The 24327-nt window shown below is 38.1% G+C and carries 40 protein-coding genes; 37 read left to right on the top strand and 3 right to left on the bottom strand.

Translation table 11 applies throughout. The annotated features are described in order from the left end of the window. Positions 1-76 precede the first annotated feature (76 nt). On the top strand, positions 77-394 hold the full coding sequence (locus BM107_RS13305) for a hypothetical protein (RefSeq protein WP_090984071.1): 318 nt from the start codon (positions 77-79) through the stop codon (positions 392-394). A 79-nt stretch (positions 395-473) separates the two neighbouring features. Next, positions 474-644: a hypothetical protein gene (locus BM107_RS24705; protein ID WP_159435241.1), complete on the top strand. Its 171-nt coding sequence runs from the start codon at positions 474-476 to the stop codon at positions 642-644. A 119-nt stretch (positions 645-763) separates the two neighbouring features. Here the strand turns inward: BM107_RS24705 and BM107_RS13300 are convergent, their stop codons facing one another. Continuing rightward, the gene (locus BM107_RS13300; protein ID WP_090984069.1) at positions 764-1312 is read right to left on the bottom strand and encodes a rhodanese-like domain-containing protein; all 549 of its coding nucleotides are present in this window, start codon (positions 1310-1312) and stop codon (positions 764-766) included. Positions 1313-1609: 297 nt separating this feature from the next. Between BM107_RS13300 and rpsL the strand changes: the two genes are divergently transcribed. The 6 genes from rpsL to BM107_RS13270 all read left to right on the top strand — a co-directional run bounded on the left by rpsL (position 1610) and on the right by BM107_RS13270 (position 5931). Then, the gene (gene rpsL, locus BM107_RS13295) at positions 1610-2023 is read left to right on the top strand and encodes a 30S ribosomal protein S12 (protein ID WP_010599925.1); all 414 of its coding nucleotides are present in this window, start codon (positions 1610-1612) and stop codon (positions 2021-2023) included. Positions 2024-2040: 17 nt separating this feature from the next. Beyond that, a complete protein-coding gene (gene rpsG, locus BM107_RS13290; RefSeq protein WP_025145241.1) occupies positions 2041-2508 on the top strand; it encodes a 30S ribosomal protein S7 in 468 nt (155 codons plus the stop codon). 128 nt (positions 2509-2636) lie between these two features. Continuing rightward, positions 2637-4751: an elongation factor G gene (fusA, locus tag BM107_RS13285; RefSeq protein WP_090984067.1), complete on the top strand. Its 2115-nt coding sequence runs from the start codon at positions 2637-2639 to the stop codon at positions 4749-4751. A 133-nt stretch (positions 4752-4884) separates the two neighbouring features. Further along, positions 4885-5190: a 30S ribosomal protein S10 gene (rpsJ, locus tag BM107_RS13280; protein WP_008244591.1), complete on the top strand. Its 306-nt coding sequence runs from the start codon at positions 4885-4887 to the stop codon at positions 5188-5190. Positions 5191-5290: 100 nt separating this feature from the next. After that, positions 5291-5536: a hypothetical protein gene (locus BM107_RS13275; protein ID WP_134204181.1), complete on the top strand. Its 246-nt coding sequence runs from the start codon at positions 5291-5293 to the stop codon at positions 5534-5536. A 119-nt stretch (positions 5537-5655) separates the two neighbouring features. Next, a complete protein-coding gene (locus tag BM107_RS13270; RefSeq protein WP_090984063.1) occupies positions 5656-5931 on the top strand; it encodes a hypothetical protein in 276 nt (91 codons plus the stop codon). Positions 5932-6299: 368 nt separating this feature from the next. Here the strand turns inward: BM107_RS13270 and BM107_RS13265 are convergent, their stop codons facing one another. Continuing rightward, positions 6300-6662 (bottom strand): hypothetical protein, encoded by a 363-nt coding sequence (locus BM107_RS13265; RefSeq protein ID WP_090984061.1) that lies wholly within the window; start codon positions 6660-6662, stop codon positions 6300-6302. Between the two features lie 161 nt (positions 6663-6823). Between BM107_RS13265 and BM107_RS13260 the strand changes: the two genes are divergently transcribed. Further along, positions 6824-8167 carry a deoxyguanosinetriphosphate triphosphohydrolase gene (locus BM107_RS13260; RefSeq protein ID WP_090984059.1) on the top strand — a complete coding sequence of 448 codons (1344 nt, stop codon included), beginning with the start codon at positions 6824-6826 and terminating at the stop codon, positions 8165-8167. 140 nt (positions 8168-8307) lie between these two features. Here the strand turns inward: BM107_RS13260 and BM107_RS13255 are convergent, their stop codons facing one another. Continuing rightward, complete coding sequence (locus BM107_RS13255; protein ID WP_090984057.1) at positions 8308-8919, bottom strand: hypothetical protein; 612 nt, start codon at positions 8917-8919, stop codon at positions 8308-8310. A gap of 169 nt (positions 8920-9088) precedes the next feature. On the opposite strand from BM107_RS13255, the gene BM107_RS13250 reads away from it, so the two are divergent. The 28 genes from BM107_RS13250 (at position 9089) to rpmJ (ending at position 24278) form a co-directional block, all read left to right on the top strand. Continuing rightward, positions 9089-10345: a prephenate dehydrogenase gene (locus BM107_RS13250; RefSeq protein ID WP_090984055.1), complete on the top strand. Its 1257-nt coding sequence runs from the start codon at positions 9089-9091 to the stop codon at positions 10343-10345. Positions 10346-10399: 54 nt separating this feature from the next. Beyond that, entirely contained in the window at positions 10400-10747 is a 348-nt protein-coding gene (locus tag BM107_RS13245; protein WP_090984053.1) for a hypothetical protein, read from the top strand. A gap of 111 nt (positions 10748-10858) precedes the next feature. Next, complete coding sequence (locus tag BM107_RS13240) at positions 10859-11692, top strand: sulfite exporter TauE/SafE family protein (RefSeq protein ID WP_090984051.1); 834 nt, start codon at positions 10859-10861, stop codon at positions 11690-11692. Further along, positions 11692-12087: a DUF1634 domain-containing protein gene (locus BM107_RS13235; protein ID WP_090984049.1), complete on the top strand. Its 396-nt coding sequence runs from the start codon at positions 11692-11694 to the stop codon at positions 12085-12087. The genes BM107_RS13240 and BM107_RS13235 overlap by 1 nt, the downstream gene beginning before the upstream one ends. Positions 12088-12528: 441 nt before the next feature. After that, a complete protein-coding gene (gene rplC, locus BM107_RS13230) occupies positions 12529-13146 on the top strand; it encodes a 50S ribosomal protein L3 (protein ID WP_090984227.1) in 618 nt (205 codons plus the stop codon). Positions 13147-13150: 4 nt separating this feature from the next. Further along, complete coding sequence (rplD, locus tag BM107_RS13225) at positions 13151-13780, top strand: 50S ribosomal protein L4 (protein ID WP_090501096.1); 630 nt, start codon at positions 13151-13153, stop codon at positions 13778-13780. A gap of 1 nt (position 13781) precedes the next feature. Further along, positions 13782-14072: a 50S ribosomal protein L23 gene (rplW, locus tag BM107_RS13220; protein ID WP_090501098.1), complete on the top strand. Its 291-nt coding sequence runs from the start codon at positions 13782-13784 to the stop codon at positions 14070-14072. Positions 14073-14092: 20 nt separating this feature from the next. Further along, on the top strand, positions 14093-14917 hold the full coding sequence (gene rplB, locus BM107_RS13215) for a 50S ribosomal protein L2 (RefSeq protein WP_090984048.1): 825 nt from the start codon (positions 14093-14095) through the stop codon (positions 14915-14917). Further along, complete coding sequence (rpsS, locus tag BM107_RS13210; RefSeq protein ID WP_010599906.1) at positions 14917-15183, top strand: 30S ribosomal protein S19; 267 nt, start codon at positions 14917-14919, stop codon at positions 15181-15183. The genes rplB and rpsS overlap by 1 nt, the downstream gene beginning before the upstream one ends. Positions 15184-15190: 7 nt before the next feature. Next, positions 15191-15553: a 50S ribosomal protein L22 gene (rplV, locus tag BM107_RS13205; protein WP_090984046.1), complete on the top strand. Its 363-nt coding sequence runs from the start codon at positions 15191-15193 to the stop codon at positions 15551-15553. A 7-nt stretch (positions 15554-15560) separates the two neighbouring features. Next, on the top strand, positions 15561-16406 hold the full coding sequence (rpsC, locus tag BM107_RS13200) for a 30S ribosomal protein S3 (protein ID WP_090501104.1): 846 nt from the start codon (positions 15561-15563) through the stop codon (positions 16404-16406). Between the two features lie 40 nt (positions 16407-16446). Beyond that, on the top strand, positions 16447-16869 hold the full coding sequence (rplP, locus tag BM107_RS13195; RefSeq protein WP_010599903.1) for a 50S ribosomal protein L16: 423 nt from the start codon (positions 16447-16449) through the stop codon (positions 16867-16869). Between the two features lie 73 nt (positions 16870-16942). Then, positions 16943-17155: a 50S ribosomal protein L29 gene (gene rpmC / locus BM107_RS13190; RefSeq protein WP_090984044.1), complete on the top strand. Its 213-nt coding sequence runs from the start codon at positions 16943-16945 to the stop codon at positions 17153-17155. Between the two features lie 13 nt (positions 17156-17168). Beyond that, positions 17169-17423: a 30S ribosomal protein S17 gene (gene rpsQ, locus BM107_RS13185; protein ID WP_010599901.1), complete on the top strand. Its 255-nt coding sequence runs from the start codon at positions 17169-17171 to the stop codon at positions 17421-17423. A gap of 1 nt (position 17424) precedes the next feature. Beyond that, positions 17425-17793: a 50S ribosomal protein L14 gene (rplN, locus tag BM107_RS13180; protein WP_090886529.1), complete on the top strand. Its 369-nt coding sequence runs from the start codon at positions 17425-17427 to the stop codon at positions 17791-17793. 1 nt (position 17794) lies between these two features. Then, entirely contained in the window at positions 17795-18133 is a 339-nt protein-coding gene (gene rplX / locus BM107_RS13175; RefSeq protein ID WP_090984042.1) for a 50S ribosomal protein L24, read from the top strand. Next, complete coding sequence (gene rplE, locus BM107_RS13170; protein ID WP_090984040.1) at positions 18130-18696, top strand: 50S ribosomal protein L5; 567 nt, start codon at positions 18130-18132, stop codon at positions 18694-18696. Before rplX ends, rplE begins: the two co-directional genes overlap by 4 nt. Then, the gene (gene rpsN, locus BM107_RS13165) at positions 18696-18965 is read left to right on the top strand and encodes a 30S ribosomal protein S14 (RefSeq protein ID WP_039475193.1); all 270 of its coding nucleotides are present in this window, start codon (positions 18696-18698) and stop codon (positions 18963-18965) included. The genes rplE and rpsN overlap by 1 nt, the downstream gene beginning before the upstream one ends. Positions 18966-19121: 156 nt before the next feature. After that, positions 19122-19520: a 30S ribosomal protein S8 gene (rpsH, locus tag BM107_RS13160; protein ID WP_039475190.1), complete on the top strand. Its 399-nt coding sequence runs from the start codon at positions 19122-19124 to the stop codon at positions 19518-19520. A 19-nt stretch (positions 19521-19539) separates the two neighbouring features. Then, a complete protein-coding gene (gene rplF, locus BM107_RS13155) occupies positions 19540-20097 on the top strand; it encodes a 50S ribosomal protein L6 (RefSeq protein WP_090984039.1) in 558 nt (185 codons plus the stop codon). 5 nt (positions 20098-20102) lie between these two features. Further along, on the top strand, positions 20103-20456 hold the full coding sequence (gene rplR, locus BM107_RS13150) for a 50S ribosomal protein L18 (RefSeq protein ID WP_090501109.1): 354 nt from the start codon (positions 20103-20105) through the stop codon (positions 20454-20456). Between the two features lie 17 nt (positions 20457-20473). Beyond that, positions 20474-20992, top strand: coding sequence for a 30S ribosomal protein S5 (gene rpsE, locus BM107_RS13145; RefSeq protein WP_010599893.1), 519 nt, complete (start codon positions 20474-20476; stop codon positions 20990-20992). Positions 20993-20996: 4 nt separating this feature from the next. Next, the gene (gene rpmD, locus BM107_RS13140) at positions 20997-21176 is read left to right on the top strand and encodes a 50S ribosomal protein L30 (protein WP_090984037.1); all 180 of its coding nucleotides are present in this window, start codon (positions 20997-20999) and stop codon (positions 21174-21176) included. A 104-nt stretch (positions 21177-21280) separates the two neighbouring features. Continuing rightward, positions 21281-21727, top strand: coding sequence for a 50S ribosomal protein L15 (rplO, locus tag BM107_RS13135; RefSeq protein WP_025145210.1), 447 nt, complete (start codon positions 21281-21283; stop codon positions 21725-21727). 7 nt (positions 21728-21734) lie between these two features. Continuing rightward, on the top strand, positions 21735-23075 hold the full coding sequence (secY, locus tag BM107_RS13130) for a preprotein translocase subunit SecY (RefSeq protein ID WP_090501111.1): 1341 nt from the start codon (positions 21735-21737) through the stop codon (positions 23073-23075). A gap of 8 nt (positions 23076-23083) precedes the next feature. Beyond that, complete coding sequence (gene map, locus BM107_RS13125) at positions 23084-23860, top strand: type I methionyl aminopeptidase (protein WP_090984035.1); 777 nt, start codon at positions 23084-23086, stop codon at positions 23858-23860. An 81-nt stretch (positions 23861-23941) separates the two neighbouring features. Next, a complete protein-coding gene (gene infA / locus BM107_RS13120) occupies positions 23942-24160 on the top strand; it encodes a translation initiation factor IF-1 (protein WP_010599888.1) in 219 nt (72 codons plus the stop codon). Between the two features lies 1 nt (position 24161). Then, positions 24162-24278 (top strand): 50S ribosomal protein L36, encoded by a 117-nt coding sequence (gene rpmJ, locus BM107_RS13115; RefSeq protein WP_010599887.1) that lies wholly within the window; start codon positions 24162-24164, stop codon positions 24276-24278. The last annotated feature ends 49 nt before the right edge of the window (positions 24279-24327 follow it).

Here is a 24327-nt window from a genome sequence, read left to right as displayed (position 1 = left end):
AAATATTGTCTGCTGTTTTTTACTAATAGTTGCGTTAAGCAGCTGTGCGCTCGGCGTTATCACAACAAATTATTCCATGTCGAAGGGTAAACTGGATATCCCTCAGAAAGAAACTTACACTGTAGTTTACCGGGCCGGTTTTGATGAGCATTTAACAGCTGATGTAGCTTACACCAATGAACGTGGCAAACAGACAGAATTAAAAGAAGTAAATGGGGCATGGGATAAGACCGTGACATTAAAGTCGGGTACTCATGTTCAGCTTAAAACACTGGCTATTGCCAAAAAAGAAGCTAAAGGTGAATATAAAATCCTGGTGGATGGGAAAGTTGTTTCTGAATATGTTTTGAGAGAAAAAAGGCTCAATTATACGGTTGAATTCGACTTACCCTAGTTCATAAAATCTTCATTTTGATTTTCGAGATTTAAATCAACAAAATAACAAGGTTTATTCATTATTAAATCACTTGAAAATGAAAGCAATTAAAGTTTTAAGCATCGCTTTATTAGCCATGTTTGCCTTCGCAACCGTTAATGCAAAAACTGTAGCGCCTGTAAAACCAACGACAGAAAAATCACAGACTAAAAAAAGTCATCCAAAACATCATCATCATAAACACACACACAAAGTAGCCAAAGTTTAATAAGGAAAGTCTTTCAGGTAAAACTGAAAGACTTTTTTTATATCGTCTGGACAATAATGAATTGACTTAGGTTATGTGTTTCAGTCTCGGAATCAGTCTCTTTTAACAAGTATTGACCATTATCGGCTATTCGTTCCTTCAAAGATAACTCTTTTATCATTTGTGCTTACCAATTCAGAAAGCTCGTATACATTTCTATAGCCATAACCATATAGATTAATATATGTAGGGATATTTAAGGCCAATGAAATGGGTGCTATTTTTTTCTTTATCAAATCAGGCACAACTTCTTTGCTGGCGAAATTTACATGATCATCAATAAAATTATTATTGCAGTAGATTAGTATTCTGGCATCTGCATTGGGAATAATCTTTAACAGGTTTTGCTGTGTGAAATCAGCAAAATTTAAATGTATCGCCTCTTTTATATGCTTTCTTTTAAAAAGGCTATCTGAACGGGTATCTAAAATAACCGTTCCTTTCTCTTCCGCCATTTTTAGAAATGTTGGTAGATCAACCAGCTTATTTTTACGGTGTGCTTTAACCTTTGGTATAAGTTTTTCATAAGCCTCAAAATCTACGTTAGCCTTTCTTTTAAGAGGTGTGGTTTGTGCATTACATAGAATTGCAAGGTTGCAAAGCATGATCGTGATGACGCTTAGTTTCATTTTTTAGATTGGTTTTAATAAAGATAATGAGTTTTACATAACGGCATATAAAACAATTAAGTATTTCTCATAGAGGACTTGAAGCGTGAGCCGTTGACTAAAAAGGCTTAACTGCAGACTTGACGGCAAAACCTTAACCCTCAACTGAAAACCAACAATTGCCAACTGAAAACTTTTTGCGCTAACCCCTTGATTTTTAAAAAGAATTGTTCTACTTTTGCAGTCCGTTTTATGGGCTATCTGCAAAGATGCCGGGGGAGCGGTAAATTTTTTAAATAAAAAACATAAAAAAGCACAATGCCAACCATTCAACAATTAGTTAGAAAAGGTAGAGTAGCACTGGAGTTCAAGAGTAAGTCTCCAGCGTTGGACAGCTGTCCACAGCGAAGAGGTGTATGTACACGTGTGTACACCACTACCCCTAAAAAACCAAACTCAGCAATGCGTAAAGTAGCCCGTGTTCGTTTAACGAACGGTAAAGAGGTGAATGCTTACATCCCTGGAGAAGGTCACAACTTACAGGAGCACTCCATCGTATTGATCCGTGGTGGTCGTGTTAAAGATTTACCAGGTGTACGTTACCACATCATCCGTGGTGCGCTAGATACATCAGGCGTTGCTGGTCGTAACCAACGTCGTTCTAAATATGGTACTAAACGTCCTAAACCAGGTCAGGCAGCTGCTGCACCTGCAAAAGGAAAGAAAAAATAATCGGGAGGAAATAAGAAATGAGAAAGTCAAAACCAAAAAAGAGAATTATTCTTCCTGATCCAAAATTCAATGATGTTCAGGTAACCCGTTTTGTAAATAACATGATGTACGATGGAAAAAAATCTATCGCTTACTCAATTTTTTACGATGCTGTTGAAATTGCTGAGAAAAAAGCAGGTGAAAACGGCTTAGAGGTGTTCAAACGTGCATTAACTAATATTATGCCGGCTGTAGAGGTTAAATCTCGTCGTGTTGGTGGTGCTAACTTCCAGGTTCCAACTGAGGTTAGACCAGAGCGTAAAACAGCTTTAGGTATGAAATGGTTAATTTTATATGCTCGTCGTCGTGGTGAAAAAACGATGAAAGAGAAATTAGCTGGTGAAATCGTAGCTGCTGCTAAAGGCGAAGGTGCTGCTGTTAAAAAGAAAGAAGATACGCACAAAATGGCTGAGGCTAACAAAGCGTTCTCTCACTTCAGATTCTAATTTAGGATTAACAGGTCAGTAAGATTACACAGATTTAATTAGAAGATTATACTGATTAGATAATTTGCACCGATTTGTCTCACATAATCGGTGCAATCATTTAAAATCAGATAAATCAAAAACATAACATGGCAAGAGATTTAAAATTTACAAGAAATATTGGAATTGCAGCTCACATTGATGCTGGTAAAACTACCACTACCGAGCGTATCCTTTATTATGCTGGTGTTAGTCATAAAATTGGTGAAGTGCACGAAGGTGCTGCAACAATGGACTGGATGGCACAAGAGCAAGAGCGTGGTATTACCATTACCTCTGCTGCTACAACAGTAAACTGGAACTACCGTGGTAGCAAATACCACATCAACATTATCGATACACCGGGACACGTGGATTTTACCGTAGAGGTAAACCGTTCATTACGTGTATTAGATGGTTTGGTATTCTTGTTTTCTGCAGTTGATGGTGTTGAGCCACAATCAGAAACTAACTGGCGCTTAGCTAATAATTACAATGTTGCCCGTATCGGTTTCGTTAACAAAATGGACCGTTCTGGTGCTGACTTCTTAAAAGTTGTTAAGCAAGTGAAAGATATGTTAGGTAGCAATGCAGTTCCTTTGCAATTACCTATCGGTTCTGAAGATGCTTTCAAAGGTGTGGTTGATTTGATCAACAACCGTGGTATTGTTTGGAATGAGCACGATAAAGGTATGACCTTTACTGAAGTGCCAATTCCTGATGATATGTTAGATGAAGTTGCAGAGTGGAGAGAAAAATTGTTAGAATCAGTTGCTGATTATGATGAGACTTTGATGGAGAAATTCTTCGAAGATCCAAACTCAATTACTGAACGCGAAATTTTAGACGCTTTACGTGCAGCTGTATTAGATGCTAAAATTGTTCCTATGGTTTGTGGTTCATCTTTCAAAAACAAAGGTGTACAGACCATGTTGGATTATGTGATGGAATTATTGCCTTCACCTTTAGATTCTGAAGGTGTTGTAGGTACTAACCCAAATACAGATCAGGAAGTTTTATTAAAGCCATCTGAACAAGAGCCGTTTGCAGCATTAGCTTTTAAAATTGCAACCGATCCTTTTGTAGGCCGTTTATGCTTTATCCGTGTTTATTCAGGTAACTTAGAAGCGGGTTCATATGTATATAATACCCGTTCAAATAATAAAGAGCGTATTTCGCGTATCTTCCAAATGCATGCTAACAAGCAAAATCCAATCCCTAACGTAGGGGCCGGTGATATTGCTGCGGTTGTTGGATTTAAAGATATTAAAACAGGTGATACGCTTTGTGATGAGAAACACCCGATCGTTCTGGAATCAATGGTATTCCCTGAGCCGGTTATCGGTTTAGCTATTGAGCCTAAAACTCAGGCTGACGTTGACAGATTAGGTATGGGTTTATCTAAATTAGCTGAAGAAGATCCTACGTTCAGAGTTCAGACAGATCAGGAAACTGGTCAGACTGTAATTTCTGGTATGGGTGAGTTACACTTAGATATCTTAATTGACCGTTTAAAACGTGAATTTAAAGTAGAGGTTAACCAGGGTGCGCCGCAAGTAGCTTATAAAGAGGCTATTTTCGGTACAACTGAACACCGTGAGGTTTACAAAAAACAGTCAGGTGGTCGTGGTAAATTCGCCGATATTAAAGTGGTGATTTCTCCAATTGATGCCGATTTTGAAAAAGGTGGTTTGCAATTCGTAAACGAAATTGTAGGTGGTTCAATTCCTCGTGAATTTATCCCTTCAGTTGAGAAAGGATTTGCATCTGCAATGTCAAATGGTGTATTAGCTGGTTACCCGCTTCCTGATATGAAAGTACGTTTGATTGATGGTTCATTCCACGCAGTCGATTCAGATGCTTTATCATTCGAGCTTGCTGCCCGTATGGCATACCGTGAGGCTTTACCTAAATGTAAACCTGCTTTGATGGAACCAATCATGAAAATCGAAATCTTAACCCCTGAAGAAAACATGGGTGATGTGATCGGTGATATGAACCGTCGTCGTGGTCAGTTACAAGGTATGGATACCCGTAACGGATCTCAGGTAATTAAAGCATTGGTACCACTTTCAGAAATGTTCGGTTATGTAACACAGTTACGTACCATCACTTCAGGCCGTGCAACTTCTACAATGGAATTTGACCACTATGAGCCAGCGCCTAAAAACGTTCAGGACGAAGTAGTAGCTAAATCTAAAGGAAGAATTAAATCTGAAGACTAATAAGGTAAAAGGCTAAAGGCATAAGGTTTAAGGTTTTCGAACCCTCAGCCTTACACCTTCCACCCTCAACCTTGAAAGATAAATCCGGTTTCTGTTGTTAATAGCTCTAACAGGAAGCCATAATTAAAATAAGATGAGCCAAAGAATCAGAATTAAATTAAAATCTTACGATTACAACTTGGTAGATAAATCTGCTGAGAAAATCGTAAAAACTGTTAAACCTACGGGTGCAGTGGTAAGTGGTCCGATTCCACTTCCTACAGAGAAAAAAATCTTTACTGTTTTGCGTTCTCCACACGTAAACAAAAAAGCTAGAGAGCAATTCCAGTTATGCGCTTACAAACGTTTATTGGATATTTATAGCTCTAACTCTAAAACAGTTGATGCTTTAATGAAACTTGAATTGCCTAGCGGTGTTGAAGTTGAAATCAAAGTATAACTGATTTTAAAAGAACAAAAAAGGTCCCGATACAAATCGGGGCCTTTTTTTGTATAGCTCAGTTTCAAAAACAAAACCTGAGCCGGCTGGTTATATTGATATGATAAGTAATGATAAAGAACAAAAGGCAGCATCTGTTGAAGGGCAGGATTTTGCTGATCCTAAAGAAGAAGGGAAAGATAAACCTTCTTCACATGGCGAAGTAGCTAATCAACAAGGCAGTGATTTCTCTGACCTGGAAGAAAGCAGGATGGAAAATCCACCACAACACCGTGATGAGAATGGTTCAACTAAAGATGACGTGGATAGTAGCACAAAGATAGACCAAAGTAAAGGCGTAAATTAATTGGTCGGTTAACAGGATAGCATCTGGCGAAACGCCTGATCATACATAATTACTTCGAGGTTAAACTTTTTTCCTTAATCTGTTGTTCTTATAGGGAGTATCTACCAAAATAAATCACCATGGAAAATAATGATAATAAAAATAGCGATTCTAACGAAGACATTAATCGTAATGATGATCAGATAGATTGGGATAACGGAGAAGCTACGTACGGACATAAGAGAGCTGATTTTAAACGTAAGGATGAACCGGAGGCTTCCCGATTGGCAGCAGCTGAAAATGATAATTCCCAAAATATTAATGAAAATTTGAATAATGCAAATTTAAGCCAGGGTGAAGATATAGGAAGCAGGAATAAGAATGATGATAAGGGGTTGAGAGGTGAGGACTTATGATTTATTATAAAGAGATTATCCCCACAGAATAATCCCTTTATAATGCTTATGCATTTTCCGGTAGATGCAAATTATTTAGGATTCGACAACTGTAATACGCTAATTAAGCAGCGAATGCCCTTAAATATTTAGTCAATGATTTTGTTTAATTTTTGTCGCGAATCCTACAACAATGCAAATCTCGAAAACTAAAAATCAATTCACAAAAATTATGGTTTTAATACATTGATATATGTCAATTTTTTGCTCAGTTGTACTTTGAATAACGTATTCGTTGATGTGATAGTGTGCCGTTAAAGGTTTGGCCTATAATTGTTATTTATATCATAAAGGCGCTTTTTGTGGAGATCGGCAAACTTAATATTTCCTTATATACCCGTATTTAATGCACGGTTTTCATCTTCTTCATTAATATCAGCATTCGATTTAAAATCTTCAGAAGAACTTCCGGTATGACTTTCTGCACTTTTTAACGTAGGATTTTTATCCTTGCTGTTGAAGGTATCGTCACTAAGTGAATCTTTGCCCTGTGTGCCAGAGTTATCTCTACCGTCTTTTGCTAAAGGATTTCCTTTAATCAACTCGTCGGGTTCCTTTCCATAACTGGTTACCACATTAGTATCATTGCCCTTTTCAAAAGCTTTTTCTACATCTGATTTTTCTGATTCCTCATCACCTGATCCTACATAGCCCTCAATATGTTCTTTTTTGTTATATATGCTTGTTTTCATGTTGTATCGTTTTATCAATAAACAGGTAGGAATTCAAATAGTTTGAATCAGGATAAATCAAGAACAGTAAGTTTGTTTTATAAATTTTACCTCAAGCTTTATGCTTTACCATTTTCGCGTTTTGTTTAACTTGCGCCAAATTTTAAAGCCCAACGGGATAAATGGAGTGGAAATATTTACTTTCGAATAAAAGATACGGACAAGAACAATATGGTGCCAGCACAGATCGGGCGCGTTCAGATTTTCAGCGTGACTACGACCGGTTGATTTTTTCGTCTCCATTTAGAAGGCTTCAGAATAAAACCCAGGTTTTTCCATTGCCCGGAAGTGTTTTTGTGCACAATCGTTTAACGCATAGTTTAGAAGTGGCGAGTGTAGCCCGTTCCATGGCCAATATATTCTTAAAAAGTGTAGAAGAATACCAGTCACAACTTGTTAAAGAAGTTCCTTTAATTAATGAGGTTGGCAATATTGTTGCCGCCGCCGCGCTGGCACATGATTTGGGCAACCCGGCATTTGGACATTCGGGCGAAGCAGCTATTTCGCGTTATTTTACCGATGGCGATGGTAAAGTTTACCAGAAAGAAATGAGCGAATCGCAATGGCACGATTTAATTAATTTCGAAGGAAATGCCAATGCCATTCGTATACTCACCCATCCACTAAAGGGAAAGGGAAATGATGCTTATGCGCTCACCTATTCTACTTTGGCTTCTATAGCCAAATATCCATGTGCTTCCATTGCAGGTAAACAGAAAGGCCTGCTGCACCGCAAAAAATACGGTTTCTTCCAATCAGAAGAGGAAAGTTTTAGAAAGATTGCTGCCGAACTTCACCTGGCACAAGAAGATAATGAGTACCTTATTTACAAACGCCATCCTTTGGTTTACCTGGTAGAAGCTGCAGATGATATCTGTTACAGCATTATCGATCTGGAAGATGCGCACCGCCTTAAGATACTTTCTTACGAAGAGGTGAAGGCTTACCTACTGCCTTTTGCCAATTCAACAACAATTGAAGAACGCTTAAAAAACGATTATGAAGATGATGATGCAAAAATTGGTCTGCTTCGCGCTAAAGCCATTAACACTTTAACAAACCAATGCGCGGCCATATTTTTTAGAGAGCAGGAAAAACTATTAAAGGGTGAGCTTAACCATAGCTTAACCGATTTACTTCCTGAACCGTATATCTCTGCCTGGAAAGCTGTTGAAAAGATTTCTGTAGAGCGTATATACAATTTCTCATCTGTTATACAGAAAGAGGTGGCAGGTTATAAAATTATGGCTGGTTTATTAGAAGAGTTTGTTCCTGCGCTTATTCATAACAATACACATTATTATAAAAAACTGGTTAAACTCATTCCAAAGCAGTATCACACCGATCTGACCGATATTTATTCTATAATACAGAGTGTGCTGGACTTTGTTTCTGGCATGACAGACTTGTATGCGGTAGATTTATACAGGAATATCAAGGGTATATCTTTTCCTTCAGAAACCTAAAGCTTTTAGGTGAAAATAAACCGCTTAAAATTTGCCGGTTGAAATATCTGTGGTGTCAGATGTTACCATCTGACACTAATTTAAATCTTCTTAGTATGGTTCCGAAAATAAAAAAATCCGGATTGATTTGTGGCTAGAGTTTATCTTCCCCTGCCTTCATCCCATTTATTACGCTCATCCTGCAATTCGCGCGCAAGTTTCATTTCCTTATCTTTTGCCTTTACCTTATGTGCCTGAAATTCATCGGCCACTTCCTGGTAAAGTTCAGTCCTGTATTTAGCCTCATGCCTTAATTTGCCAGATTGGAAAATAACAAAAGCCAAACCAATGCCCAGCACAATAATGATCGTCCAAACGATGGTATTATAAGTGCCCTTATTAAAGGGAATTCCTAAAAATTTAATTTCGTTAACAGATGCATTGGCAGTAGCAAGCGAACTTTCTTTTCCGGTAACCTCTCCTTTTAAACTCGAAATATTGTCGGCTTGTGCCTTAATTTCCTGCCTGGCTTCCTGCAATTGTTTGCGTTCCTTTTTCAATGTGTCGTTAACGCTTTTCCATAAAGCGGATAATCGGCTTGGATTGATCAGTCTGGCACCATACAAACTTTTAGATTTTTTCAGCATAAACTGATACTGACCGTTTAAAGATGGATCAGTGTTTTTAGTGGTATCAGGAGCGGTTTGGGCAAATGCAACGTTTAAAAATAGCATCGCGCTTAAAAACAATAAGGTTAGTTTAATTTTCTGCATAGTTTAAATATAGGTATTAGTGTGTAAAACTGCATTTTATCTGATTTGTGTTTAATAAAATTGTTTCGGGTTTTGGCAAATCGATAAAATTATTTTGGTTTAACATTCTAAATAACAATTTTATTTAAGTTTTATTATAAAATTGTTTACGATAGGTTAAATTTGTTTCATGCAAATAGGAATTATTGGGATGGGCGATATGGGCAAATTGTACGCTTTGTCGTTTGTAAATGCAGGTTATAAGGTATGTGGGGCAGATATGCCCTTACGTTTTACGGAGTTAAAAAATGAGCTTGAATCTAAAGGAGTAGAGGTTTTAACTGATGGCCATGAAGTGGCGCGTAAATCTGATTTTATTATTTACTGCGTTGAAGCCGAGAAAATTGATGAAGTGGTGGCTACTTTTGCACGCTCAACCAAATATGGAGCAATTGTTTCAGGCCAAACCTCAGTAAAACATCCTGAAATTGCTGCTTTTGAAAAACACCTTCCGATAGATACCCAGATTGTAACCTGCCATTCTTTGCATGGTCCGGCTTTTAGTCCTGAAGGGCAAACGCTTGTAGTGGTTCGTCACCGGGCTACCGACGAGGTTTATGCACAGGCATTGGAAGTTTACCAATCTTTAAAATCGAACATTATCGAAATGGACGATTACCGCGAGCACGACCGCATTGTGGCCGATACTCAAGCGGTTACGCACATGGGTTTTGAGAGCATGGGTTCTGCCTGGAAAAATGCCGGTTTTTTCCCCTGGGATAATCCTGCTTATGCAGGTGGAATCGATAATGTAAAGATTTTGACCACGCTGAGGATTTTTAGTTATAAATCACACATCTACGCAGGTCTGGCTATCCTAAATCCCTATGCGCAAAAACAGGTTAAATATTATGCCCAGGCAGAGTCTGAACTTTTTAAGCTGATGATCTGTGAAAATGAAACGGAGTTTAGGGAGAAAATTTACGCGGCCCGAGATTTCGTTTTTCATGAGAGCCGCTCGCTTTTATTGCTGGATGATAACATTATGAAAGAATTTAGCCTATCTGATGCGGACCATAAGCAGAAACCCAATTCGCATCTTAGTTTATTGAGTATGGTATACGCCTGGTATAAAATGGGGGTAAATCCTTACGATAATCTGATCTGCCAAACACCCCCCTTTAAATTGAGGCTGGGTATTGCAGAATACCTTTTTAAAAACGAAGTCATGTTGGAAGAGTCGATCAACACGGCATTATATGATAAATCAATCCGTGGGGATGATCTGGAATTCCATACTGCGGTGCATGAATGGGCATCCATTATTGGTTATGGCGACTTAAAGGGGTATAAAGAACATTTCGAAGCAGCCAAATCATTTTTTGCCAACCGGCTGAATGATGGCAGGGATTTAAGTGCGGAAATGATTAAAAGGCTTGGGAAATGATGTAAGATGTGTAATGTAAAATGGATGATGGTTTAAAGTTTATGAGCAAAACAGATGAGTGATAAGCTTAAAGCAGCCACAACGCTCGCTGTTATAGCAATCCTGGTACTTTTAGGTTTATTGATGATAAACAGATCTTCAAAGAAAGATCATCAAGAGCGTATTAATTTTGTTAAGGGCGGATATGATTATGGAAAGGGATTGATTGTAAGGATTAAACATTATAAAGGGCATTCCATTAAAGTAAAATATCAGGTAAATCATGTTGATTATTCATTTGATGGAAGCTGGGATATAAATCCGAAGGGTTTACAGGTAGGCGATTCCATAAAAATCAAATATGCTGTTACTAAACCTCAATTTATTTTAACAGAACTCGAAAGTGCATATGATGAGCTGTGATGTATATCCATTTTTCCCTCATCCATTTTACCTATTCCATATAACATATAGACTTTATTTTATTCCCTAAAACCTTCGTTTCGCCAAAACAAGTGTTTTATATTTGCCTGCATGTCGGTATTGCTGTTTACCATTATCGTTTTATTAGGCGCTTTTTTAGCTGGATTATTGGGCTCGTTAACTGGCTTAGGTGGAGGAGTAATTATTATTCCGTTGCTTACACTGGCTTTAGGTGTTGATATCCATTATGCTATTGGTGCATCCATTGTTTCGGTTATCGCTACTTCTTCAGGCTCTGCTGCTGCTTATGTAAAAGAGGGCATCACGAATATCCGGATCGGGATGTTTTTAGAAATTGCCACCACCATAGGTGCCATTTGCGGTGCAATCGTAGCCGTTTACCTCAATGCAAATTATATTGCTATCCTATTTGGTTGTATTTTAATCTTTTCGGCAATTATGACTTTAAAGAAAAAAGTAGATCATACTATTTCGGAAAACACAGATAAATGGGCCAGGTTTTTTAAACTCAACGGCTCTTACCCTGATAAAGGTATAAGCCAGCCATATGCGGTGAAAAATGTACCGGGAGGTTTTTTAATGATGCTTTTTGCCGGAACCTTATCTGGTTTGCTGGGTATTGGGAGTGGGGCCCTAAAGGTAATTGCAATGGATAATATTATGCGTTTGCCCTTTAAGGTATCAACAACAACCAGTAATTTTATGATGGGTGTTACAGCAGCAGCCAGTGCTGTAGTTTATCTGCACCGTGGCCAGATTGATCCTGGTATTGCCATGCCCGTTTGCATTGGTGTTTTAACAGGGGCAACCGTGGGTTCGAAAGTATTGGTAAAGGGCAAAACCGATAAACTTAAAATTGTGTTTGCCATTGTAGTTGCTTTTTTGGCATTGCAGATGATTTATAAAGGAATAAGTGGGTTATAATGGATACAGGAAAAAAAGAAAATCTGAACGATAAGGATATTCAGTTAATTCTTGGAACACTTTTACGTGCAGGCGTAATCATTTCGATGTCAATTGTATTAATTGGCGGTGCTATTTTCCTCATCCACAACAAAGGAGCCATTACCAATTATAAAGTTTTTACGCCAGAACTCAGCAAGTTTTCTTCCATTACAGGCATATTTAGGGGAGTAGCCAGTTTTCAGGGCGATGCTATTGTACAGTTTGGCATACTGATGCTTATTTTTACGCCAATTGCACGAATCGTATTCGCAATTTTTAGCTTTTTGATTGAGCGCGATTACTTATATGTGCTGATAGGATTTATTATTTTGGCTATTATAACCATTAGCTTAAACGGCGGAATTGCGCATTAATTTTATCAGAAATTAAAATTAAACCTCTAAAATTCTTATTTAAAGAATTATAAGACCACCGCCAATAGTGGTTCCAAAAAATGGAAAATTTTATCAAAATCCTTGCTACGGAATTGCAATTAGAGAGCCCGATAAAAGCCAAACCCGGAGAGATCTGTTAAAAGGAAAATATTGATGAAATAAAAGGATTTTTAAACTTAAAATTACGCGCTAAAGTGCTTTAAGTCAAAGCTATAAATAATGATTTAAACACGCTAATTGCCTATTAACATGCATTTTTCAGTTAAATCCCATCATATCAGCAATTTATTTGAAAAAATATTTAGCTAACTATTTGAAAATTAATAATTCTTGCCTATCTTTGCCGTCCCTTTCGGGGGATGTACAACCACCTTGAACGAAGCCCTACTGCTTCGATGGGTGTTAAAAAGAAAAGATAAAATGTCAGGAATTATTGGAAAAAAAGTAGGAATGACCAGTATTTTCGATGCAGAAGGAAGAAACATTCCTTGTACTGTAATCGAAGCTGGGCCTTGTGTAGTTACACAAGTAAAGACCGAAGAAAAAGACGGGTATTCAGCTGTTCAGCTAGGATACGATGAGAAAAAAGAGAAAAACACATCTCAACCGTTAAAAGGCCATTTCGCGAAAGCAAACACAACTCCAAAACGCAAGCTGGTAGAATTCAACTCATTTACAACTGAACTTAATTTAGGTGATGTGGTAACTGTAGATGCATTTGCAGAAGGCGATTTTGTTGATGTTGTAGGTACCTCAAAAGGTAAAGGTTTTCAGGGTGTTGTAAAACGCCACGGATTTGCCGGTGTTGGTATGCAGACTCACGGTCAGCATAACCGTTTACGTGCCCCGGGTTCATTGGGAGCATCGTCATTTCCTTCACGTGTATTCAAAGGAATGCGCATGGCAGGAAGAACAGGTGGAGACAGGGTAAAAATTCAAAACTTACAGGTTTTGAAAGTTTATGCTGAGCAAAACTTATTAGTAGTTAGTGGTTCCATTCCAGGAGCTAAAGGTTCTTACGTAATCTTAGACAAATAATCAGATGGAAGTTAAAGTATTAAACATTTCAGGTAAAGAAACAGGTGCCAAGGTGCAACTTCCTGAATCGGTATTTGGTATCGAGCCTAACGACCACGCGATTTATTTAGATGTTAAGCAGTATTTGGCTAACCAACGTCAGGGTACTCACAAATCTAAACAACGTAACGAGATTGCTGGTTCAACCCGTAAACTATACAAACAAAAAGGTACAGGTGGTGCCCGTGCCGGTAGCATTAAATCTCCGTTATTTAACGGTGGTGGTCGTGTTTTCGGTCCTCAGCCGCGTGATTACAGTTTTAAATTGAATAAGAAATTAAAATCATTAGCACGTAAATCGGCTTTAGCTTATAAAGCAAAAGATAACAACGTGGTAGTTTTAGAAGATTTCAACTTCGATACAATTAAAACTAAAAACTACACAAGTTTATTAGCTGCTTTAAAAGTAGATGATCAAAAAACTTTGTTGGTTTTACCTGCACAAAATAATAATATCTATTTATCAAGCAGAAACGTTCAGAAAACAAAAGTAATCTCTGCAGCAGATTTAAACACTTATGATGTATTAAACGCTGGTGTACTTGTGTTAACTGCTGATTCTGTTAAAACTTTGGAGGAGGCGTTTGCCAAGTAATATGGAAATTTTAAAAAAACCAATATTAACCGAAAAAGCTTCAGCTTTATCTGAGAAATCTAACCGTTTCACGTTCAGTGTTAACCACAAGGCTAACAAAATCCAAATCAAAGCTGCTATTGAGAAATTGTACGGTGTAACCATCGTTGCAGTTAACACAATGGTTGTTGATGGAAAAGCTAAATCTCGTTACACTAAAGCAGGTTTTGTATCAGGCCGTAGCCCGAAATACAAAAAAGCAATCGTAACGTTAAAAGACGGCGAAACAATAGATTATTACGCAACCCTTTAATTTAATCATTCATTATAACTATGGGCTTAAGAAAATTTAAACCAGTTACTCCAGGTACCCGCTTCAGAGTTGGTGCTAGTTTTACGGAGATTACAGCAACCAAGCCCGAAAAATCATTGGTTGTATCATCAAAAAAGTCTGGTGGACGTAACAATACAGGTAAAATGACTATGCGCTACATGGGTGGTGGTCATAAAAAATCGTATCGTTTAATCGACTTCAAACGCGATAAATTCGATATTCCTGCAACAGTAGCTACTGTTGAATACGATCCAAACCGTACTGCCCGCATCGCATTATTACATTATGCAGATGGCGAGAAGCGTTATATCATCGCTCCTGAAGGATTGCAAGTTGGTTCGGTATTATTATCGGGCGATAAAGCAGCACCAGAAGTAGGTAACACTTTAAAATTATCGAACATTCCATTAGGTTCTATCATCCACAACGTGGAGATCCACCCTGGAAAAGGAGCACAATTGGCTCGTAGTGCAGGTGCTTATGCACAATTAGCTGCCCGCGATGGTAAATATGCTACTTTAAAAATGCCTTCAGGTGAAACCCGTTTAATTCTGACTACTTGTCTGGCTACGATCGGTGCAGTATCTAACTCAGATCACGCAAACGAAGTATTGGGTAAAGCAGGTCGTAAACGTTGGTTGGGTCGTCGTCCGAGAACCAGACCGGTAGCGATGAACCCGGTAGATCACCCAATGGGTGGTGGTGAAGGTAGATCATCAGGTGGTCACCCACGTTCAAGAAAAGGTGTTTTAGCTAAAGGCTACAAAACCAGAGAACTTAAAAAATATTCTAATCGTTACATCATAGAGAGAAGGAAGAAATAATGGCTCGTTCGATAAAAAAAGGACCTTATATTGACCATAACGTAGAGAAAAAAGTAAACTCTATGAATGATTCAGGCAAAAAGTCTGTAATCAAAACTTGGTCTCGCAGATCAATGATATCACCAGACTTCGTGAATCATACATTTGCTGTACACAATGGAAATAAATTCATCCCTGTGTACGTTACAGAAAACATGGTTGGTCACAAGTTGGGAGAATTTGCTCCAACCAGAACATTCAGAGGACACGCTGAAAAGAAAAAATAATTAGACAATGGAAGCAGTAGCAAAATTAAACAATTGTCCAACCTCACCGCGTAAGATGCGTTTGGTTGTAGATCTTATCAGAGGTGAACGTGTAGAAAAAGCATTAAGCATTTTAAAGTTTACCAATAAAGAAGCAGCAATAAAAGTTGAGAAATTATTATTATCTGCTATCAAAAATTGGGAAACTAAGAATGAAGGTGCCCGCCCTGAAGAAAACCAACTTTTTGTTAAAACAGTAATGGTTGATGGTGGCCGTCAGTTAAAACGCTTACGTCCAGCTCCTCAAGGCCGTGGATATAGAATTCGTAAACGTTCTAACCACGTAACGCTGATTGTAGATAGTAAAAACACAGAAACAACTCAAAACTAATTAGGAAATGGGACAAAAAGCAAATCCAATAGGTGCCAGGTTAGGAATTATCAAAGGATGGGATTCTAACTGGTTCGGTGGCAACAACTACTCCGATAAATTAGTTGAAGATGAGAAAATAAGAAAATATCTTTCTGCCCGTATCGCTAAAGGCGGTGTTGCAAAAGTAGTAATCGAGCGTACATTAAAACGTATCACGGTAACTATCCACACAGCTCGTCCAGGTATCGTAATCGGTAAAGCAGGTGCTGAGGTTGATAAAATCAAAGAAGAGTTAAAGAAATTGACTAAAAAGGAAATTCAAATTAACATCTTTGAAATTAAACGCCCGGAACTTGATGCACAATTAGTTGCAGAAGGTGTTGCAAAACAATTAGAAGCAAGGATCTCATTCCGTAGAGCAATGAAATCTTCTATCGCATCAACCATGCGTATGGGTGCTGAAGGTATTAAAATCATGACTTCTGGTCGTTTAGGTGGTGCTGAGATGGCACGTACCGAGCAGTACAAAGAAGGAAGAGTGCCTTTGCATACATTCCGTGCTGATATCGACTACGCTTTAGCTGAAGCCTTAACTACTTATGGTAAAATAGGTGTTAAAGTTTGGATCTGTAAAGGTGAGGTTTATGGAAAACGTGATTTGTCTCCAAACATTGGTGCAACAAACAACGGTCCAAAAGGCGCTTCAGATAAACCAGCTTTCGGTGGAAGAGATAACCGTGGTGGTGGAAGAGATAACCGTGGCGGTGGTAACGACAGACGTGGTGGAAACCAAGGCGGTGGTCGTGGTCCAGGCCAGGGTGGTGCAAACAGAGGTGGTGGCGCAGGCGCTAACAGAGGTCCTCGTAAATAATTGATTTATTAACATCGTTTAACGATTAGAACAAAATAAAATGTTACAGCCAAAAAGAACGAAGTTCAGGAAGATGCAAAAAGGCAGAATGAAAGGTTTAGCTTCACGTGGAGCTGAATTAGCATTCGGATCTTTCGGTATCAAATCTTTAGAAGCTACTTGGATCACAAGTCGCCAGATAGAGGCTGCCCGTATCGCCGTAACCCGTTTCATGAAACGTGAAGGCCAAGTATGGATCAGAATTTTCCCGGACAAACCGGTAACTAAAAAACCTGCTGAGGTACGTATGGGTAAAGGTAAAGGTGCTCCTGAGTATTGGGTAGCAGTTGTAAGACCTGGACGTGTAATTTTCGAAGCTGAAGGTGTGCCTTTGGAAGTTGCTAAAGAAGCATTGCGTTTAGCTGCTCAGAAATTACCGATCCAAACCAAATTCGTAGTACGTAGAGATTACGTAGAAGCATAGTAAAGTGTTGAGATGAATGTTGTAAATACTTGTTTATTATAACCGCTACACTCAACGTAAAAGAAAAAGAAAAATGAAAAATTCAGAAATCACAGGGCTTTCAAAAGAAGAATTAGTAGCTAAGATTGCGGAAGAAAAAGAGAACTTATCAAAATTAAAGTTCGCTCACACTATTTCAGCTATCGAAAATCCTTCGCGTATTGCAAAAGTAAGGAAAGACATAGCCCGTTTAAACACTCAGTTGACTAAAGTGAAAAACACGGAGTCAGCTACTGAAACTAAATAATTTGAGAGTCGACATGGAAAGACAATTAAGAAAAACAAGAACCGGGTTAGTGGTAAGCAACAAGATGGATAAATCTGTTGTAGTGAGCGTGGAGCGTAAAGTAAAACACCCGATTTATGGTAAGTTCGTAAAGAAAACTACCAAATTTATGGCTCACGACGAGAAAAATGAGTGCGGTATTGGTGATACTGTATTAATTATGGAAACTCGTCCTTTGAGTAAAAACAAGAACTGGAGATTGGTACAAATTTTAGAAAGAGCTAAATAAGATGGTACAACAGGAATCGAGATTAAACGTTGCTGATAACAGCGGCGCAAAAGAAGTATTGGTAATTCGTGTGTTAGGTGGGACCGGCAAACGTTATGCTTCAATTGGTGATAAGGTAGTTGTTACCGTTAAAAGCGCATTACCATCAGGTAATGTTAAAAAAGGTACAGTTTCAAAAGCAGTTGTTGTAAGAACTAAAAAAGAAATCCGTCGTAAAGATGGTTCTTATATCCGTTTTGACGATAATGCTGCTGTATTATTGAACGCACAGGATGAGCCAAGAGGTACACGTATCTTTGGCCCGGTTGCGAGAGAACTACGTGAAAAACAATTCATGAAAATCGTATCATTAGCACCGGAGGTATTATAAAATGGGAAACAAAGTAAATACACCAAAACTTAAAATCCGTACAGGAGATTTAGTTAAAGTAATTGCTGGCGATTCAAAAGGTCAACAAGGAAAAGTACTTTCAGTACAAAAAGATAAAAACAGAGCCATTGTAGAAGGCATCAATTTAGTATCTAAACATACTAAGCCAAATGCTGCAAATCCGAACGGTGGTATTATTAAAAAAGAAGCTGCTCTTCACGTTTCTAACCTGATGTTGGTTGATCCAAAATCAGGTAAAGCTACCCGCGTTGGCCGTAAAGTAAACGCAGATGGTAAAATCGTTAGAGTTGCTAAAATTTCAGGGGAGGAAATTAAATAATGGCTACACCTAGATTAAAAAGCAAATACAAAGAAGAAGTTGTAAATGCATTAAAAGAAAAATTTCAGTATAAAACTGTAATGCAGGTTCCTAAATTGGAAAAAATCTGTATCAATCAGGGTGTAGGTCGTTTTTCTGTTACTGATAAAAAGATTATGGATACTACAATCGTAGAATTGACTACCATTACTGGTCAGCAGGCGGTTGCAGCACAATCTAAAAAAGATATCTCTAACTTTAAATTACGTAAAGGTATGCCGGTAGGTGTGCGTGTAACATTACGTGATAACAACATGTATGAGTTCTTGGATCGTTTGATTTCAGTAGCTTTACCACGTATCCGTGATTTCAAAGGTATTAACGATAAAGGTTTCGATGGAAAAGGTAACTACACATTAGGTGTTACTGAGCAAATCATCTTCCCAGAGATTAATATAGATAAAATCAATAAAATTTTAGGGATGGATATAACTTTCGTAACTTCGGCAAAATCTGACGTTGAAGCACTTGAGTTATTGAAACAATTCGGATTACCATTTAAAAATCAAAAAACAGCAGAATAATGGCAAAAGAAGGTGTAAAAGCACGCGAAGTTAAGCGCCAAAAATTGGTAGCTAGATACGCTGAAAAACGTGCAGCATTAAAAGCTGCAGGAGATTTCGAGGGTTTAGATAAATTACCTAAAAACTCATCTCCGGTACGTTTACACAACCGTTGTAAATTAACTGGTCGTCCTCGTGGATATATGCGTACCTTTGGCATTTCAAGGGTAACATTCCGCGAAATGGCACTAGACGGTAAAATACCAGGTGTTAAAAAAGCATCTTGGTAATATAAGTAGCTAGTACTGAGTGTCAAGTATCGAGACCATTTGGTTTCTTGATACTTGATACTTATGTCTATTTACTAGAAAAAGAATTTTAACCGATAGCAGGTCCCGTCCCGATGTGAAATCGGGAAAGGAAACCACTATCAAAAACAATAAATAATGAATACAGATCCAATAGCAGATTATTTAACAAGAGTAAGGAATGCCATTAAGGCCAACCACAGAGTTGTAGAAATTCCTGCATCAAACCTTAAAAAGGAAATCACTAAAGTACTTTTTGATAAAGGTTACATCGCGAACTATAAGTTTGAAGATACTACAGTTCAAGGCACTATTAAAATTGCTTTGAAATACAATCCGATTACTAAAGTTCCTGCTATTCGTACATTAGTGCGAGTAAGTAAACCAGGTTTGAGACAGTATGCAGGCGTTGAAAATATGCCAAGAGTATTAAACGGTTTAGGTATCGCAATCTTATCTACTTCTAAAGGTGTAATGACCGATAAAGAAGCAGCCAAATTAAACATTGGTGGTGAGGTATTGTGTCACGTTTATTAATATTTAGGAGAACTACACAATGTCAAGAATAGGAAAAGCCCCAATTACAATCCCTTCAGGTGTAACCATTACCGTATCTAACGATAACGTGGTAACTGTAAAAGGCCCTAAAGGTGAATTATCACAAACAGTTGATAAAGATATCACTGTAAGTCAGGAAGATGAAATTTTAACAGTTCAACGTCCATCAGATCAAAAGAAACACAAAGCATTACACGGTTTATACCGCTCTTTGCTTAACAACATGGTTGTTGGAGTTACAGAAGGTTATACATTAACTCAAGAGTTGGTAGGTGTTGGTTACCGTGCTACAAACCAAGGCAACACATTAGACCTTGTTTTGGGTTATTCTCACCACTATGTATTCCAGTTGCCAGCAGAGATTAAAGTAACTACACAATCAGAAAAAGGTCAGACTCCTAAAATTATTTTAGAGAGTATTGACAAACAATTGATTGGCCAGGTAGCAGCGAAAATCCGTTCGTTACGTGCACCGGAACCATATAAAGGTAAAGGTATCAAGTTTGTAGGTGAAGTGTTAAGAAGAAAAGCAGGTAAATCAGCATCTAAAAAATAGTAATCATGGCAGGTAAAAAATTATCAAGAAGAGATCGTATTAAAAAAGGGATCAGAAAAAGACTTACCGGTTCGGAAGAACGTCCAAGGTTATCTGTATATAGAAGCAATAAAGGGATTTATGCGCAGGTAATTAACGATGTAACCGGTACAACAATAGCGTCAGCATCATCATTATCGAAAGATTTTACTGGTACTGGAAACAAAAGCGATCAGTCAGTTGCAGTAGGCAAATTAGTAGCCGAAAAAGCAATTGCTGCAGGTGTTAAAGAAGTTGTTTTCGATAGAAATGGCTATTTATACCACGGTCGCGTAAAATCGTTGGCAGAGGGTGCCCGCGAAGCTGGTTTAGTATTTTAATCTGAAGAAAAAGTAAGATGTCAACTATTAATATAAAAAGAGTAAAAACCACCGATATCGAATTAAAGGATCGTTTGGTTAGTATACAACGTGTTGCCAAAGTAACCAAAGGTGGCCGTACTTTCAGCTTCTCAGCAATTGTTGTTGTAGGCGATGAGAACGGTGTTGTTGGTTTCGGTTTAGGTAAAGCGAAAGAGGTAACTGAAGCAATTGCTAAAGGTGTGGATGATGCCAAAAAGAACCTGGTAAAAGTTCCGATTTTAAACGGTACTGTTCCTCATGAGCAAATCGGTAAATTCTCAGGTGGTTTTGTTTTAATCAAACCAGCTGCAGTAGGTACAGGAGTAATTGCCGGTGGTGCGATGCGTGCTGTATTAGAGAGTGCCGGTGTACATAACGTATTGGCAAAATCTAAAGGTTCATCTAACCCACACAACGTGGTAAAAGCAACTGTTGATGCATTAACTAAAATGCGTGATGCTTATACAGTAGCTCAAACCCGTGGTATTGATTTAAACAAAGTATTTAACGGATAATATCATGGCTAAGATCAAAATAACACAAGTAAAAAGCGTTATCGACAGAAGCGAGCGCCAAAAGAGAACCGTTCAGGCTTTGGGTTTATCTAAATTGAACCAAAGTGTAGAGGTTGAAGCTACTCCACAGATTATCGGTATGGTTCGTAAAGTGAACCATTTGGTAGCAATCGAAGCAATCTAGTAAAAGTTTTAAAGGTAGTATTGGAAAAATCCGGTACTACCTTTATATATGTTTAATCGTTGTACCTGTTTAGTGAAAGCGAAGGGCAACACAAATTCAAAAAAATGAATTTAAGTAATTTAAAACCTGCAGTAGGTTCTACAAAAAACAGTAAGAGAATTGGTCGTGGTACAGGTTCTGGTCGTGGCGGTACTTCAACCCGTGGTCACAAAGGTGCGGGTTCTCGTTCAGGTCACAAAACCAAAATCGGTTTCGAAGGTGGTCAAATGCCTTTACAACGTCGTGTGCCTAAAGTTGGTTTCAAACCAATCAACCGTACTGAGTATGTTGGCGTAAACTTAGACGTTTTACAAGCATTAGCTGAAAAACATAGCTTAACAACTATCGATTTTGCTGCTTTACAAGCACATGGTTTGGCTTCAAAAAACGACTTGGTTAAAATTTTAGGTCGTGGTGAAGTTAAAGCAAAGCTAGAAATTACAGCACATGCGTTCTCTGCAACCGCACAAAAAGCTATTGAGGCTGCAGGTGGTTCTATTGTAAAATTGTAATTATTAAATGAAGAAGCTATTTACTACTTTAAGTAATATCTGGAAAATTCAGGAATTAAAAGAGCGTATATTGTTTACGCTCTTAATTCTTTTGGTATACCGTTTCGTATCTCACGTGGTTTTACCAGGTGTAGATCCAACTGCTTTAGGCAACAACGAAAAATCGGGAATTTTAGGCTTACTAGATATGTTTGCCGGCGGTTCTTTCTCTCGTGTGTCTATTTTGGCGTTGGGGGTAATGCCTTACATTTCTGCATCGATTGTGGTGCAGCTATTGGGTATTGCTGTTCCTTCTTTCCAAAAAATGCAGAAAGAGGGCGAAAGTGGTAGAAAGAAAATGAACCAGATTACCCGTTACCTAACGGTAGCGATCACAATCGTTCAGTCTGTTGGTTACGTTAAAACGCAAGTTCCTGCAGAAGCTATTTTATTGCCAAATACTTTATTTTTAGTGTTATCTACGTTTGTATTAACGGCAGGTACGTTATTCGTAATGTGGTTAGGTGAAAAAATTACAGATAAAGGTATTGGTAACGGTACATCACTAATCATTATGGTTGGTATTATAGCCCGTTTACCGGTAGCAATTTCTCAAGAGTTTAGTGCACGTGTGGGTTCGGCCAGTGAAGGTGGAGGCCCAGTTGCATTGGTTTTGGAGATCGTTGCCTTATTTGCAGTGGTGATGTTTACCATTTTAATTGTTCAAGGTGTACGTAAAGTACCTGTACAATACGCGAAAAAAATTGTTGGTAACCGCCAGTTTGGTGGTGTTCGTCAGTACATTCCTTTAAAGGTTAATGCTGCTGGTGTTATGCCAATCATTTTTGCCCAGGCGTTAATGTTTATTCCAGGTGCTTTAATGCAGTTTGTTCCCTCGTTACAAGGTTCCTGGTTAATCCAGTTCAGCAATACCACTTCGTTGGCTTATAGCTTAACATTCGCATTTTTAATTATCGCATTTACTTTCTTCTATACTGCCATTACGGTTAATCCAACCCAAATGAGCGATGATATGAAGAAAAATGGTGGTTTTATTCCAGGTATTAAACCTGGCTTTGCAACATCAACTTTTATTGATGATGTGATATCAAAAATCACTTTCCCAGGTGCGGTATTTTTAGCGATTATTGCTATCCTGCCTTCAATTGCGGTTAAGTTTGGTATTAAACAAGAATTTGCACACTTCTTTGGTGGTACTTCTTTATTGATTTTAGTTGGTGTTGTATTGGATACATTGCAACAGATCGAAAGTTATTTATTGATGCGCCATTATGATGGTCTGATGAAAACAGGTAGAGTTACCGGCAGAACAGGTGTTCCTGCTGCAAGTAGCAACGCAGCACTGTAGTGTAAAGGATGTCTAAAATTTATTACAAGTCTCTTGAGGAGATCGAGTTAATAAGAGAAAGTTCCATGCTTGTTTCTAAAACGCTGGCCGAGGTGGCCAAGGTAATAAAAGCAGGCATGACTACTATCCAGTTAGATAAGTTAGCCTATGAGTTTATTAGTGACCACGGAGCGATTCCTGCATTTTTAAACTATAATGGTTTTCCTTACTCATTGTGTATTTCGCCAAATGAACAAGTTGTTCATGGTTTCCCGGGCGAATATGTAATTCAAGAAGGTGATCTTATTTCGGTTGATTGTGGAGTGATTAAAAACAATTATTTTGGTGATTCGGCTTATACTTTTCCGATAGGGGAGATAGACACCGAAAAACAGAAGTTGCTTACGGTTACTCAACGCTGCCTGGAACTGGGTATAGAAAAAGCTGTTGTTGGAATGCGTACCGGTGATATCGGTTTTGCTGTTCAGCAATACGCAGAAGCCAATGGATTTGGTATAGTAAGAGAACTTGTAGGGCATGGTGTAGGTGTAAAACTTCATGAGAAACCAGAGGTTCCGAATTATGGGAAACGTGGTGCAGGACCAAAACTGGAAGAAGGGATGGTTATTGCGATAGAACCCATGATCAATGCAGGCGTAGCCGGTGTTAAATTCCATAACGATGGATGGACGGTAACCAGTAAAGACAATAAACCATCGGCACATTTTGAACACACAGTAGCCATCAAAAAGGGCAAAGCAGATGTTTTATCGACGTTTTCTATAATAGAAGAAGTTTTACAATAAAAAAAAATAAATTATTAAAATTTTTTATTTAATTTTGCAACCCTGTTTAGAAGCAGCTAATTAAGTAACAATCAATAAAATATGGCTAAACAAGCCTCAATTGAACAAGACGGAGTAATAAGAGAAGCATTATCTAATGCGATGTTCCGGGTAGAACTCGAGAACGGGCATGAGATTATTGCGCACATTTCAGGAAAGATGCGGATGCACTACATCAAAATTCTTCCTGGGGATAAAGTTAAATTGGAAATGTCTCCTTATGATTTAACAAAAGGACGCATTACTTATAGATACAAATAAAATGAAAGTTAGATCATCAATTAAAAAACGTAGCGCTGATTGCAAGATTATTCGCCGTAAAGGAAAACTTTACGTTATCAACAAGAAGAATCCTAAATACAAGCAACGTCAAGGGTAATTAGAAAATAGTGTAATTTACCGTACAACGGTGGCCCGCCGTTCGGAAT

Origin of the sequence: Pedobacter suwonensis (assembly GCF_900111825.1) — a bacterium.
Classification (GTDB): domain Bacteria; phylum Bacteroidota; class Bacteroidia; order Sphingobacteriales; family Sphingobacteriaceae; genus Pedobacter; species Pedobacter suwonensis.
This window is presented reverse-complemented; position numbering and strand designations above follow the sequence as displayed.